Genomic DNA, 14,271 nt, shown 5'->3' with positions numbered 1-14,271 from the left:
CTCGTCCGGTCGACCATGTCTCGGATCTGAGACTCATCATGCCGCCACACCCTGGCGCGCGCCACTCCTGGGGGGTGGAATCGACCCATGGACAAAGTGACGGTCGGAACGGGCGCGCTCTCGTTCGACGACGTGGTTGCGGTCGCCCGTGGCGGTGCCGCTGTTGTGCTCAGCGACGAGGCCCTCGCCGCCATCGACAAGGCGCGCGCGGTCATCGAGGACCTCGCCGCGTCCCCGACGCCCCACTACGGCGTCTCCACCGGCTTCGGTGCGCTCGCGACCCGGCACATCGCCCCCGAGCTGCGTGCCCAGCTGCAGCGCTCGCTGGTCCGCTCGCACGCCGCGGGCAGCGGTCCCGAGGTCGAGCGCGAGGTCGTCCGCGGCCTCATGCTGCTGCGCCTCTCGACGCTGGCCACCGGCCGCACCGGCGTACGGCGCGAGACCGCCGAGCTGCTCGCCGCGCTGCTCAGCCACGGCATCACGCCCGTCGTCCACGAGTACGGCTCGCTCGGCTGCTCCGGCGACCTCGCCCCGCTCGCGCACTGCGCGCTCGCGCTCATGGGGGAGGGGCCGGTCCGCACCGCCGACGGCGAGCTGACCGACGCCGCCACCGCCCTCGCCGCGGCCGGCCTCACGCCGGTCGAGCTGCAGGAGAAGGAGGGCCTGGCCCTCATCAACGGCACCGACGGCATGCTCGGCATGCTGGTGCTCGCGATCCACGACCTCACCGAGCTGCTCAAGGTCGCCGACATCTCGGCCGCCATGTCGGTCGAGGGTCAGCTCGGCACCGACCGCGTGTTCGCGCCGGAGCTGCAGGCCATCCGCCCGCACCCGGGCCAGGCGGCCTCCGCGGCCAACCTCACCACGCTGCTGCGCGACTCGGGCGTCGTCGCCTCGCACCGCGGCCCCGACTGCAACCGTGTCCAGGATGCCTACTCGCTGCGCTGCTCGCCCCAGGTCCACGGCGGGGTCCGCGACACCGTCGCCCACGCGGCCTCGGTCGCCGCGCGCGAGCTCGCCTCGGCCGTCGACAACCCCGTCGTCCTCGCCGACGAGGGCCGGGTCGAGTCCAACGGCAACTTCCACGGAGCGCCGGTCGCCTACGTCCTCGACTTCCTCGCCATCGTCGCCGCCGACCTCGCCTCGATCGCGGAGCGTCGTACCGACCGCTTCCTCGACAAGGCCCGCAACCACGGCCTCCCGCCGTTCCTCGCCGACGACCCCGGTGTCGACTCGGGCCTGATGATCGCCCAGTACACCCAGGCCGCGATCGTCTCCGAGCTCAAGCGCCTGGCCAACCCGGCCAGCGTCGACTCCATCCCCTCCAGCGCGATGCAGGAGGACCACGTCTCCATGGGCTGGTCGTCCGCGCGCAAGCTGCGCCGCTCGGTCGACGGGCTCACCCGGGTCCTCGCCATCGAGCTGATGACGGCAGCCCGGGCGCTCAACCTGCGCGCCCCGCTCACCCCCAGCCCCGCCACCGGCGCCGTCGTGGAGCTGCTCCGCGACGCCGGTGTGGGCGGCCCCGGCACCGACCGGTTCCTCGCCCCCGAGATCGACACCGCCTACCAGCTCGTCGTCGACCGCTCCGTCACCGCGGCCGTCACGAACGTGATCGGAGAACTCGCATGACCACCACGCAGGACAACCCCCGCCTCCCCATCCACGCCGCCACCGGCACCGAGCTGACCGCGAAGTCGTGGCAGACCGAGGCGCCGCTGCGGATGCTGATGAACAACCTCGACCCCGAGAACGCCGAGCGTCCCGAGGACCTCGTCGTCTACGGCGGCACCGGCAAGGCCGCCCGCAGCTGGGAGGCGTACGACGCCCTCGTGCGCACCCTGCGCGACCTCGAGGACGACGAGACGATGCTCGTCCAGAGCGGCAAGCCGGTCGGCGTCTTCAAGACCAACAAGTGGGCGCCCCGCGTGCTCATCGCCAACTCCAACCTCGTCGGCGACTGGGCCAACTGGGAGGAGTTCCGCCGCCTCGAGGAGCTCGGTCTCACCATGTACGGCCAGATGACGGCCGGCTCGTGGATCTACATCGGCACCCAGGGCATCCTCCAGGGCACGTTCGAGACCTTCGCCGCCGTCGCCGACAAGCGCTTCAACGGCACGCTGGCCGGCACGATCACCCTCACCGCCGGCCTCGGCGGCATGGGCGGCGCCCAGCCGCTCGCCGTGACGATGAACGACGGCGTCGCGATCTGCGTCGACGTCGACCAGAGCCGGATCACCCGCCGCATCGAGCACCGCTACCTCGACGTCCAGGCCGACGACCTCGACCACGCGCTCGAGCTGGCGGTGGCCGCGCGCGACGAGCGCCGTGGCCTCTCGATCGGCCTGCTCGGCAACGCCGCCGAGATCTTCCCGAGACTGCTGGAGATGAAGGCGCCGATCGACGTCGTCACCGACCAGACGTCGGCGCACGACCCGCTGTCGTACCTCCCGGTCGGCGTGGCCTTCGAGGAGTGGCACGAGGCGGCCGAGCGCGACCCGGCCGGCTTCACCAAGGACGCGCAGGCGTCGATGGCCGCGCACGTGCGGGCGATGGTCGAGTTCCAGGACGCCGGCGCCGAGGTCTTCGACTACGGCAACTCGATCCGCGACGAGGCGCGCAAGGGCGGCTACGACCGGGCGTTCGAGTTCCCGGGCTTCGTGCCGGCCTACATCCGCCCGCTGTTCTGCGAGGGCAAGGGCCCCTTCCGCTGGGCCGCGCTCTCCGGCGACCCGGCCGACATCGCCGCCACCGACAAGGCGATCCTCGAGCTCTTCCCCGACAACGAGCGGCTCCACAAGTGGATCGGCATGGCCCAGGAGCGGGTCCACTACCAGGGCCTGCCCGCGCGCATCTGCTGGCTCGGGTACGGCGAGCGCCACCTGGCCGGCCTGAAGTTCAACGAGATGGTCAAGAACGGCGAGCTCAAGGCGCCGATCGTGATCGGCCGCGACCACCTCGACTGCGGCTCGGTCGCGTCGCCGTACCGCGAGACGGAGGCCATGCTCGACGGCTCCGACGCGATCGCCGACTGGCCGCTGCTCAACGCGATGACCGCGACCGCCTCGGGCGCGACCTGGGTGTCGCTGCACCACGGCGGCGGCGTCGGCATGGGTCGCTCGATCCACTCCGGCCAGGTGTGCGTCGCCGACGGCACCGAGCTGGCGGCTGCGAAGATCGAGTCCGTGCTGACCAACGACCCGGGCATGGGCGTCATCCGCCACGTCGACGCGGGCTACGACCGGGCCGCCGAGATCGCCGCCGAGCGCGGCGTCCGGATCCCGATGCAGGAGGGCTGAGAGCCGTGACCCAGGTTGCCGACTTCGAGCAGATGTGGCGCGACCTCGCGCCCGTCGGGCGCTCGGCGTCCTCCGGCGGCTACTTCCGCCAGCCGTGGCTCTCCGCCGAGCTCGAGCTCCGCGCGTGGTTCCGCGAGGCCGCCACGGCCCGTGGGCTCGAGCTCGAGGAGGACCCGTTCGGCAACCTGGTCGCCTGGTGGGGGCCGGACACCGGGGCCGGCAAGGTGCTCACCGGCTCGCACCTCGACTCCGTCCTCGACGGCGGCGCGTACGACGGCCCGCTCGGCGTCGTCTCCTCGTTCGCGGCGCTCGACCTGATGCGCTCGCGCGGCGTGGAGCCGACCCGGAGGCTCGGCGTCTCCGCGTTCGTCGAGGAGGAGGGCTCGCGCTTCGGCCGGGCCTGCCTCGGCTCGCGGCTCGCCGTGGGCGCGACGACCTGGGCCGACGCGCGCGAGCTCACCGACCGCGACGGCGTCCGCCTCGGCGACGTCATCGAGGGGGGTGAGTCGACGCTGCTCGACGGCGTCACCACCTACGTCGAGCTGCACGTCGAGCAGGGCCGCGGGCTGATCGACCTCGACGCCCCTGTCGGCGTGCACGACGCGATCTGGCCGCACGGGCGCTACCGCTACGACATCGCGGGCCGGGCCGACCACGCGGGCACCACCCGCATGGAGGACCGCGCCGACCCGATGCTCACCTACGCGATGACCGCGCTCGCGGCCAACAAGCAGGCCCGCCTCTCGGGGCAGCGCGCGACCTTCGGCCGCATCGACGTCCGGCCCAACGGCACCAACGCCGTCCCCTCGCACGTCACCGCCTGGCTCGACGCCCGCGCCGCGTCCGACGACGCACTCGCCGCCCTCGTCGCGGCGGTCGAGAAGCAGGCCGCCGACCGGGCGGGACGCGACGGCACCACCGTCACGGTCACCCCCGAGTCGGTCAGCGGCGAGGTCGCGTTCGACGTCGCCCTGCGCGACGAGATCGCCGCCCGGCTTGGTGGAGTGCCGGTCCTGCCGACCCAGGCCGGCCACGACGCGGGCATCCTGCAGGACGCCGGCATCCCCACCGCGATGCTGTTCGTGCGCAACCCGTCGGGCGTGTCCCACTCGCCGTACGAGAGCGCCGAGACGGCCGACTGCCTGGCCGGGGTCGAGGCGCTCGCCGACGCGCTCACCGGGCTGGTCGCGCCGTGACGGCGTACCTGCTCGAGCGCGCGTGGGTCGACGGCCGGGTGCGGGACACCGTCCGGGTCGAGGTCGAGCACGGCCGGATCACGTCCGTCGAGGCCGACGCCACCTCGACCGGCATCCCGCTGCGCGGGCTCACCCTGCCCGGGCTCGCCAACACCCACAGCCACGCCTTCCACCGGGCCCTGCGCGGGCGAACCCAGACCGACCGCGGCACCTTCTGGACCTGGCGCGAGCAGATGTACGCCGTCGCCGGGCGGCTCGACCCCGACACCTACTACGACCTCGCCAAGGCCACGTACGCCGAGATGGTCGCGGCGGGCTACACGTCAGTGGGGGAGTTCCACTACCTGCACCACCAGGCCGACGGGACGCCGTACGACGAGCCGAACGCCATGGGCCACGCCCTCCTCGCCGCCGCTCGTGACGCCGGCATCCGGATCACGCTGCTCGACACGCTCTACCTGTCCAGCGGCTTCGGTGCCGCGCCCGAGGGCGTGCAGCGCCGCTTCTCCGACGGCAGCGCCGAGGCCTGGCGCGAGCGGGTCGCCGCACTCTCGGTCCCCCTGGGCGCAGAGGGTGCGATCGGCGTCGCCGCCCACTCGGTGCGGGCGGTGCCCGCCGAGGCGTTGAAGGCGTTCACCCCCTACGTCGAGGACGGCGTACCGGTCCACGTGCACCTGTCCGAGCAGGTCAAGGAGAACGCCGACTGCGTCGCGGCGCACGGCGTCACGCCGACCCGGCTGCTCGCCGACCACGGCTTCCTCGGCCCGATGACGAGCGCCGTCCACGCCACCCACCTGACCGACGACGACGTCCGGCTGCTCGGCGAGGCACGCGCGTTCGCGTCGTTCTGCCCCACCACCGAGCGCGACCTCGGCGACGGCATCGGCCCGGCCCGTGCCCTGCAGGCAGCCGGATCGGTGCTCACCCTGGGCTCCGACAGCCACGCCGTCATCGACGCCTTCGAGGAGATGCGCGCCGTCGAGATGGACGAGCGCCTCGCCACCCAGGCCCGCGGTCACTGGAGCGCCGCCGAGCTGCTGCTCGCCGGCACCGCCGACGGCCACCGCAGCCTCGGCTTCGCCGACGCCGGCGCGATCGCGGTCGGTCAGCGCGCCGACCTCGTCACGCTCGACCTCGCCTCGCCGCGCACCGCCGGTACCGGGCGGGACGAGCACACGGCCGTCTTCGCCGCCGGTCCCGCCGACGTCACGCACGTTGTGGTCGACGGCAAGGTCGTCTTCGAGGGCGACCACGGCGCCGTCGGGCGCTCCCTCAACGACGCGATCGGAAGGATCTGGGCGTGAGCCTGCTCATCACCAACATCGGCGAGCTCGTCACCAACGACCCGGCTGCCGACGCCGGCGACCTGCTCGGCGTGCGGACCGACGCGGCCGTCGTCCTTGCCGACGGCGTCGTGTCGTGGGTCGGTGCCGCGGCCGACGCGCCCGCCGCCGACGAGGTCGTCGACGCCCAGGGCCGTGCGGTCCTGCCGGGCTTCGTCGACAGCCACAGCCACCTGGTGTTCGCGGGCGACCGCGCGCTGGAGTTCCAGGCCCGGATGGCGGGGGAGTCCTACGCCGCCGGCGGCATCCGCACGACCGTCGCCGCCACCCGCGCGGCCTCCGACGACCAGCTCGCCGCGGGCGTCGCGCGCCATGTCGCCGAGATGCGCCGCCAGGGCACGACCACGCTGGAGATCAAGTCCGGCTACGGCCTCTCCGTCGACGACGAGGCCCGCTCGCTGCGCGTCGCCCGCGAGTTCACCGACGAGACGACCTTCCTCGGCGCCCACGTCGTCGCCCCCGAGTACGCCGACGACCCCGCCGCCTACGTCGACCTCGTGACCGGCCCGATGCTCGAGGCCGCCGCACCCCACGCGAAGTGGATCGACGTGTTCTGCGAGCGCGGCGCCTTCGACGAGGACCAGGCCCGCACGATCCTCGCCGCCGGTGCTGCCGCCGGCCTGAAGGGCCGTCTCCACGCCAACCAGCTGGGGGAGGGCCCGGGCGTCCGGCTCGCCGCCGAGCTCGGTCTCACCGCCGTCGACCACTGCACCTACCTGAGCGACGACGACGTCCACGCGCTGCGCGACGCCGGCACGGTCGCGACGCTGCTGCCCGGCGTCGAGTTCAGCACGCGCCACCCCTACCCGTCCGGGCGCCGGCTGATCGACGCCGGTGTCACCGTCGCGATCGCGAGCGACTGCAACCCGGGCTCCTGCTACACGAGCTCGCTGCCGTTCTGCATCGCGCTCGCCGTGCGCGAGATGGGGATGACGCCCGCCGAGGCCGTCTGGGCCGCCACCGCGGGCGGTGCACGCGCGCTGGGCCGCACCGACGTCGGCGTCGTCGTCCCGGGGGCCCGCGCCGACCTGCTGCTGCTCGACGCGCCCACCCACGTGCACCTGGCCTACCGGCCCGGCGTCCCCCTGGTCTCGCGAACCTGGAGCGCCTGAGCGCCGCGCCTCCTAGGGTGGGGCGCATGTCCCGCAAGCGTGCGACCTGGCTGACGATCGGCGGTGTGCTCGTCGTCGCCCTGGTGGCGGGTCTGGCGATCTTCCAGCCCTGGCTGCTGTTCGTCGACAAGACGGCCAACGAGGGCGACGATCCCGCCGCCGTCGTCGGTACGGCGTCCGGCGGGATCGCCGGCACCGACGTCCCCTCGGCGAGCGGCGGGACCACGACCCGCGTCGTCCTCGCCACGGCCGAGCTGATCGACGGCGAGCACGGCACGTCCGGCACGGCGACGGTCTACCGCCGCAGCGACGGCACGCGCTACCTGCGGCTCGACGACCTCGACACCTCCAACGGACCGGATCTCCACGTCTGGCTGAGCGACCGGCCCAGCGGCGGTGACTGCGCGGGATGCCGCGACTCGTGGGGCATCTACGACGACGGCGACTACGTCCGGCTCGGCGAGCTCAAGGGCAACCAGGGCAGCCAGAGCTACGAGATCCCGGCGTCCGCCGACCTCTCCGCGATGCGCTCGGTCGTGATCTGGTGCGACCGGTTCAACGTGGCGTTCGGCACCGCGGCCCTAGCCTGAGCCCGTGCAGCACCTGCGGATCACCTCGCCCCGTGACCTGACGCCCGCGGTCCTCGACGCGCTCCGCGCCGACGAGGCGGTCACCAGCCTCACCTGCGTGCGGGGCGCCTCCCTCGTCCCCGTCGGCGACCTCGTCGAGGCCGATGTGCCGCGCGAGGCCGTCAACGACGTCGTCGACGCGCTGCGGGCGATCGGCGTCCAGCAGGAGGGAGCGATCCACGTCGTGCCCGTGGCGACCTGGCTGTCGCAGCCGGCGCTCGACGCCGAGCGTCGTACGCCGGGCTCGTCGGCCGACTCCGTGGTCTGGGCCGACGTCACGCAGCGGGCCTACGAGGAGTCCGAGCTCAACTGGACGTTCCTGACGTTCATGAGCCTGGCGACGCTCATCGCCAGCATCGCCATCGTGCTCGACTCGCAGATCCTCGTGATCGGCGCGATGGTGCTGGGGCCCGAGTTCATCCCGATCGCCGCGCTCGGCCTGGCGCTCGTGCGACGTCGTCCCTCGCTGCTGCGCTACGCCGCCCGATCGCTGCTGGTCGGCTTCGCCGTCGCGATCGCGGTCGCCACCCTCGCCGCGCTGGCCGCCCGCGCGCTCGGCTGGGTCACGCTCGAGCAGGTCACCGCGCCCCGACCCGCGACGGCGTTCGTCTACACGCCGGACAAGTGGTCCTTCATCGTCGCGGTCATCGCCGCGGCGGCCGGAGCACTCTCGCTGACGTCGGCCAAGGTGGGCGGTCTCTCCGGCGTCTTCATCTCCGTCACCACGATCCCCGCGGCGGGAAATGTCGCGCTGGGCCTGGCCTTCGGCGTCTTCGACGAGGTCCGCGGCAGCCTCCTCCAGCTCCTGCTCAACATCACCGGCATGGCCGTCGCGGGCTGGCTGACGCTCGCGTTCCAGCACGCCGTGTGGAGCCGGATGTCCGAGCGCCGCGCCCTCGTCGCCGCCAGGATCCGCCGGCGCGCCTGACCACTGCGGCTACCGTGCGGGCATGGATCTGCCTGAGCACGACGCCCAGGGGGCGATGCCGAGCGCGCGACGCGACCGGTCGGTGGTGGTCGACGGCTGGTTCGCCAGCCACGCCGACTCCGGGACGCCCGGCCCCCACCTCCGGCTGCGCGCCTCCGACTTCGAGGAGCTCGTCATCCGCACCGACCAGGTGCCGATGCTGTGCGCGCTGCTGACCGCCGTCGCCGAGCGGACCGACGCGCAGTGGGCCGTCGACGGCCAGCAGTACGCCGACGAGGTGGTCCGGCGCTCACCCGACCCCCAGGACCCCGAGGTCGAGCGTGCCTCCGCCCTGGCCCGGCTGCGGTTCGTCGCGTCCGTCGGCGAGCGGGCCGACGAGGTGCTCGCCCTGATCCGGGCGGCCGACAGCACCGACGAGGCCGTCGACTCCGTCGCCGCCCTGCTCGACGCCGACCCGGTCGACGTGCTCGTCCGGCTCGCCCGGTTCAACCTCCTCGGACTGACCCGCCCCGCCACCGAGCGACGCTGGCAGTTGATCGACGGCGAATGACCGGATCGCCGCTCGTGGCGGACCCTTCGGGCCCGGAAGGATGACCGCCATGACGAGCGAGCACGCCACGATCGAGCCCGACACCAAGGACTGGACCTGGGTCCTCGACCGCCCCTGCCCCGAGTGCGGCTTCGACGCCTCCAGGGTCGACCGCAGCGCCCTCGGCGCCGAGATCCGCGCCAACGCGGACTTCTGGGCAGCGACGCTCGCCGACCCGCGGGCCGCCGCCCGCCCCGCGCCCGGCGTGTGGTCGCCGGCCGAGTACGGCTGCCACGTCCGCGACGTCAACCGGGTCTTCGCCGGCCGGGTCGAGCAGCTGCTGACCGAGGACGACCCCCAGTTCGCCAACTGGGACCAGGACGAGACCGCCCGGGCCGAGCGGTACGACGAGCAGGCGCCGGCGGCCGTCGTACCGGACCTGGTGGCGGCGGCCGAGCTCGCCGCCGGCTGGTACGACCGGGTCGCCGGCGACCAGTGGGAGCGTCCCGGACGGCGCAGCAACGGCAGCGTGTTCACGGTCGAGACGCTCGGCCGGTACCACCTGCACGACCTGGTGCACCACCGCTGGGACGTGCGGTGGATCATGGGTGGGTGAGGCACACCGAGTTCTGGGCGCGGATGAACCAGCACCTGGGGGAGAGCTACGCCCCCACGTGGGCGGACCAGATGGTGATCAGCGCGCTCGACGGCCGCACGGTCCGCGAGGCGCTCGACGCCGGCGTGCCGCCGAAGCAGGTCTGGCGCGCGGTCTGGGAGGTCCTCCAGCTGCCCGCGAGCGAGAGGTGACCGCGGCGGCGCAGCGCCGCACCGTCCGCGTCCTGGTGCTGACCCAGGCGGTCGGCGCCGTCGGCATCACCATCGGCATCGCCACCGCCTCGCTCCTCGCCCGCGACCTGTCCGGCTCCGAGGCGCTCTCGGGGCTCGCGCAGACCGCGCAGGTGCTCGGGGCGGCGGTCATCTCGTTCCTGCTCGCGCCGCTCATGGCCCGCCGCGGGCGCCGTACGGGACTGATGACGGGGTACGTCATCGGCGCCGCGGGCGGCCTCACCGCCGTCCTGGCCGGTGTCGTCGGCTCGATGGCGGTGCTCCTCTCCGGCGCGATGCTCCTGGGCGCGGCCACCTCGGCCAACAACGCCGCCCGCTACGCCGCCACCGACCTCGCCACCGACGAGAACCGCGCGCGCTCGCTGTCGCTCGTCGTGTGGGCCACCACGATAGGCGCCGTCGCCGGGCCGAACCTCACCGGACCCGCCGGCTCCCTCGCCGACCGCCTCGGCATCCCCGAGCTGACCGGGCCCTTCGCCATCGGCGCCATCGGGATGCTCACCGCCGCCGTGGTCGTCGGCGTCCTGCTCCGGCCCGACCCGCTGCTGCTCGCCCAGGAGGCCGCCGGCACCCGCGAGCGCGGTGCGCGCACCGGCACCGGGATCGTGCGGACCGGCTCGTCGTGGAGCCGCGCGCGCGACGTCGTTCGGGAGCGACCGGTGCTGGGCTTCGCCATCGTCGGCCTCGCGCTCACCCACGCCACGATGATCGGCGTGATGACCATGACCCCGCTGCACATGGAGCACGGCGGCTCGGGGCTCGAGGTGATCGGGATCGTGATCAGCGTCCACGTGCTCGGGATGTTCGCCTTCTCGCCGCTCGTCGGCATGCTCGCCGACCGGTTCGGCCGGCCGCAGGTGCTCGGTGCCGGGGGAGTCGTGCTGCTCGTCGCGCTGGTGCTCTGCGCGTCCTCGCCCTCCGGGATGTCGTGGCAGGTGACCGCCGGCCTCTTCCTGCTCGGCCTCGGCTGGTCGCTCTCGATGGTCGCCGCCTCCACCATGGTCGCCGAGCACACGCCGATCGCGGTGCGCACCGACGTCCAGGGCGTCTCGGACCTGATCATGGGCCTCACCGCCGCCGGCGGCGGCGCCCTCGCGGGGCTGATCGTCTCGCTCGGCGACTACCCGATGCTCGCGCTCCTCAGCCTGGTGCTGGTCGTGGGCGTCCTCGGCTGCGCCGTCCGGGCGGCGTCCCCGACACGCCGGACGGCCTAGCGCGACTTCGAACAGGTGTTCGGCTAGTGTCGGACCCACGACAACGGGCGGGAACGTCCACCTGCTGTCCACAGGTACGACGCTCACCCGAGTTCGTCCACAACGACGACACGACTGATCAGGTTGTGTCGGGCCCTCGCCGTAGCGTCGCCGACGTACCTGGCTCACCACGAACCCTAAGGACGAACACCATGGCTGGAGACGACCGCCAGAAGGCCCTCGACGCTGCGCTTCTCAACATCGAGAAGTCGTACGGCAAGGGCTCCGTGATGCGACTCGGTGACGACTCGCGCGCCCCCCTCGACGTGATCCCGACCGGATCCATCTCCCTCGACGTCGCTCTCGGCATCGGTGGTCTCCCGCGCGGACGGGTCGTGGAGATCTACGGCCCCGAGTCGAGCGGTAAGACCACCGTCGCGCTCCACTCGGTGGCCAGCGCCCAGGCCGCCGGCGGCATCGTCGCCTTCATCGACGCCGAGCACGCCCTCGACCCCGACTACGCCAAGGCCCTCGGCGTCGACACCGACGCCCTCCTGGTCTCCCAGCCCGACTCCGGTGAGCAGGCCCTCGAGATCGCCGACATGCTCATCCGCTCCGGCGCCCTCGACCTCATCGTGATCGACTCCGTCGCGGCCCTCGTGCCCCGCGCCGAGATCGAGGGCGAGATGGGCGACAGCCACGTCGGCCTCCAGGCCCGCCTGATGAGCCAGGCCCTCCGCAAGATGACCGGTGCCCTCAACCAGTCCAAGACCACCGCCATCTTCATCAACCAGCTGCGCGAGAAGATCGGCGTCATGTTCGGCTCGCCCGAGACCACCACCGGTGGCCGCGCGCTGAAGTTCTACTCCTCCGTCCGCCTCGACGTCCGCCGCATCGAGACCCTCAAGGACGGCACCGACATGGTCGGCAACCGGACCCGGGTCAAGGTCGTCAAGAACAAGGTCGCCCCGCCCTTCAAGCAGGCCGAGTTCGACATCATGTACGGCAAGGGCATCTCCCGCGAGGGTGGCCTCATCGACGTCGGCGTCGAGGCAGGCCTCATCCGCAAGGCCGGCGCCTGGTACACCTACGAGGGCGACCAGCTCGGCCAGGGCAAGGAGAACGCCCGCACCTTCCTCAAGGACAACCCGGACCTGGCCAACGAGCTGGAGAAGAAGATCCTCGAGAAGCTCGGCGTCACCCCCACCGTCGAGGGCGACTTCACCGACCTCTCCGACGAGCCGATCGGCGTCGACTCGTTCTGAGTGGGATGGGCCGAGCGTGTCGCTCGTTCCTCGCGCCACGCTGCCGGCCTCGCAGTCGAGGCCGGCAGGGCACGGGGTCGCCTGGCGGCCTGCGGTCGGCGCGGCGGTAGCCGCTGCCCTCGTCGGGCCGAGCGTGTCGCTCGTTCCTCGCGCCACGCTGCCGGCCTCGCAGTCGAGGTCCGCGGGGGTTGCGGGCGACGGGCGGCCGACGGTCGGCGCGGCGGTAGCCACCGGCAGCCTCGGCTCCGGTCGCTCGTTCCTCGCTCTCTCCGCCTTGGTGCCGGCGTTCCCGCCGCTGCCTCGGCGGGGGTCGCCTTCGGGGCGACCGGGCGGGGTGCTGCGTCGCCCCGGGGCGGGTCTGCTCGGCCCGCCCGCCCCGCCCCGTCTCGGCCCGTCTCGGCCCGTCTCGGCCCGCCTCGGCCCGCCTCGGCCCGTCTCGGCCCGCCTCGGCCCGCCTGCGCCCGGCCCGGGCCGGCGCGCGAGCTGTCGCCGCTCCACCCACCACCCCGGCCCGCCGCACCGCTCCGACCGACCGGCCGCCCCCCACCCACCACTGCCCGCCGCTCACCGTCCTCTCCGGCCCGCCGGTCTCGCTCCGCCACCCGCCCCGCCGCCAGCCGCGCCCGTCGCCGCCCGCCGTTCCCGCCGTCCCTCTCCACCCACCACCGCCCGCCGCGGCCCCCAGCTCGGCGGGGTACCGCCGTGCCCGAGGCCGCCTCCTCGTCCACCGCGGCCCGCTCCGCCCGTCCCACGGCCGGCGCAGCGGGAACCCCGCCGCTCAGCCCCGCCCCACCCAACCGCCCACCCACCCCACGACCGTGACCGGACGGTGACCCCATGAGCTCCTTCCGCCCCCGCACCCCGATCGACCGCACCGCCGAGCCGCCCGACGAGGACGAGCCCGGGTGGACCGAGGACGCCGACCCCGAATCCGTCGCGCGCAAGATCCTGCTCGACCAGCTCAGCATCAAGGCGCGCAGCCGGCGCGAGCTCGAGGACCGGCTCGCGCGGCGCAAGGTCCCCGAGGAGGTGGCCAGCCAGCTGCTCGACCGGTTCGAGGAGGTGGGCCTGGTCGACGACGAGGCGTTCGCGCGGGCGTGGGTCGAGGGACGGCGGCGCAGCCGCGGGTTGGCGCGCACGGCGCTCGCGGTCGAGCTGCGGCGCAAGGGGATCGCCGACGAGACGGCGCGCGAGGTGCTCGACGAGGTCGAGCCGGGCGCCGAGGAGGAGGCGGCCCGGGCGCTGGTCCGCAAGAAGCTGCGGAGCATGCGTGGGCTCGACGAGCAGGTGGCGGCCCGGCGGCTGGTCGGGATGCTCGCCCGCAAGGGGTACGGCGCCGGGCTGGCGCACGCTGTCGTGCGGAGTGAGCTCGGGGCGGTCGCCGGTGCAGAATGGTCCGGTGACGACGACTGACACCGCCGAGCCGACGCCGGCCCCCGAGCGCGAGATCCTCACCTACGACCTGTTCGGCACCGCCGTCCGGGACCTGGCGCAGCAGGTCGTCGACGACGGCTTCGAGCCCGACATCGTGCTCGCGATCGCCCGGGGTGGGCTGGGGCTGGCGATGGGACTGGGCTACGCGCTGGACGTGAAGAACCTGTCCGCGGTCAACGTCGAGTTCTACACCGGCGTCAACGAGCGCCTCGACGTCCCGATGATGCTGCCGCCGACGCCGGCCGCGATCGACCTGACCGGGATGAAGGTGCTCATCGCCGACGACGTCGCCGACACCGGCAAGACGCTCGAGGTGGTCCGCGACTTCTTCGTCGACCACGTCGCCGAGGCGCGGACCGCGGTGATCTACGAGAAGCCGTGGACCGTCATCCGGCCGGAGTACGTGTGGCGTCGCACCGAGGGCTGGATCGACTTCCCGTGGTCGTCGACGCCGCCGCTGGTCGACCGCCGGGGTGGGCTCGCCCACTAGGGTTCCG

Annotated in this window: 14 protein-coding genes; all 14 read left to right on the top strand. The window is 73.5% G+C overall.

What is annotated here, in order from left to right; translation table 11 throughout:
- Positions 1–87: 87 nt before the first annotated feature.
- The 14 genes from hutH to BM223_RS15400 all read left to right on the top strand — a co-directional run bounded on the left by hutH (position 88) and on the right by BM223_RS15400 (position 14,264).
- Entirely contained in the window at positions 88–1,632 is a 1,545-nt protein-coding gene (gene hutH, locus BM223_RS15465) for a histidine ammonia-lyase (protein WP_038679523.1), read from the top strand.
- Positions 1,629–3,299: a urocanate hydratase gene (hutU, locus tag BM223_RS15460; RefSeq protein WP_038679521.1), complete on the top strand. Its 1,671-nt coding sequence runs from the start codon at positions 1,629–1,631 to the stop codon at positions 3,297–3,299. The genes hutH and hutU overlap by 4 nt, the downstream gene beginning before the upstream one ends.
- Positions 3,300–3,304: 5 nt before the next feature.
- The gene (locus BM223_RS15455) at positions 3,305–4,495 is read left to right on the top strand and encodes an allantoate amidohydrolase (protein ID WP_255319132.1); all 1,191 of its coding nucleotides are present in this window, start codon (positions 3,305–3,307) and stop codon (positions 4,493–4,495) included.
- A complete protein-coding gene (locus BM223_RS15450; protein WP_038679519.1) occupies positions 4,492–5,799 on the top strand; it encodes a formimidoylglutamate deiminase in 1,308 nt (435 codons plus the stop codon). Before BM223_RS15455 ends, BM223_RS15450 begins: the two co-directional genes overlap by 4 nt.
- The gene (gene hutI / locus BM223_RS15445; RefSeq protein WP_038679517.1) at positions 5,796–6,950 is read left to right on the top strand and encodes an imidazolonepropionase; all 1,155 of its coding nucleotides are present in this window, start codon (positions 5,796–5,798) and stop codon (positions 6,948–6,950) included. Before BM223_RS15450 ends, hutI begins: the two co-directional genes overlap by 4 nt.
- 26 nt (positions 6,951–6,976) lie before the next feature.
- Complete coding sequence (locus tag BM223_RS15440) at positions 6,977–7,540, top strand: DM13 domain-containing protein (protein WP_174823537.1); 564 nt, start codon at positions 6,977–6,979, stop codon at positions 7,538–7,540.
- A gap of 4 nt (positions 7,541–7,544) precedes the next feature.
- On the top strand, positions 7,545–8,507 hold the full coding sequence (locus BM223_RS15435; RefSeq protein WP_038679515.1) for a DUF389 domain-containing protein: 963 nt from the start codon (positions 7,545–7,547) through the stop codon (positions 8,505–8,507).
- Positions 8,508–8,529: 22 nt separating this feature from the next.
- On the top strand, positions 8,530–9,057 hold the full coding sequence (locus BM223_RS15430; protein WP_141267274.1) for a hypothetical protein: 528 nt from the start codon (positions 8,530–8,532) through the stop codon (positions 9,055–9,057).
- Positions 9,058–9,106: 49 nt separating this feature from the next.
- Complete coding sequence (locus BM223_RS15425; protein ID WP_038679511.1) at positions 9,107–9,652, top strand: DinB family protein; 546 nt, start codon at positions 9,107–9,109, stop codon at positions 9,650–9,652.
- Entirely contained in the window at positions 9,649–9,843 is a 195-nt protein-coding gene (locus BM223_RS15420; RefSeq protein ID WP_038679509.1) for a DUF3046 domain-containing protein, read from the top strand. The genes BM223_RS15425 and BM223_RS15420 overlap by 4 nt, the downstream gene beginning before the upstream one ends.
- On the top strand, positions 9,840–11,096 hold the full coding sequence (locus BM223_RS15415; protein ID WP_141267275.1) for an MFS transporter: 1,257 nt from the start codon (positions 9,840–9,842) through the stop codon (positions 11,094–11,096). Before BM223_RS15420 ends, BM223_RS15415 begins: the two co-directional genes overlap by 4 nt.
- A gap of 191 nt (positions 11,097–11,287) precedes the next feature.
- On the top strand, positions 11,288–12,340 hold the full coding sequence (recA, locus tag BM223_RS15410) for a recombinase RecA (RefSeq protein WP_038679506.1): 1,053 nt from the start codon (positions 11,288–11,290) through the stop codon (positions 12,338–12,340).
- A gap of 837 nt (positions 12,341–13,177) precedes the next feature.
- On the top strand, positions 13,178–13,753 hold the full coding sequence (locus BM223_RS15405) for a regulatory protein RecX (RefSeq protein ID WP_082003680.1): 576 nt from the start codon (positions 13,178–13,180) through the stop codon (positions 13,751–13,753).
- Positions 13,740–14,264: a phosphoribosyltransferase gene (locus tag BM223_RS15400; RefSeq protein WP_052138729.1), complete on the top strand. Its 525-nt coding sequence runs from the start codon at positions 13,740–13,742 to the stop codon at positions 14,262–14,264. The genes BM223_RS15405 and BM223_RS15400 overlap by 14 nt, the downstream gene beginning before the upstream one ends.
- The last annotated feature ends 7 nt before the right edge of the window (positions 14,265–14,271 follow it).

This window comes from Pimelobacter simplex, assembly GCF_900114845.1.
In the GTDB taxonomy this organism is placed as follows: Bacteria; Actinomycetota; Actinomycetes; order Propionibacteriales; family Nocardioidaceae; genus Nocardioides; species Nocardioides simplex.
This window is presented reverse-complemented; position numbering and strand designations above follow the sequence as displayed.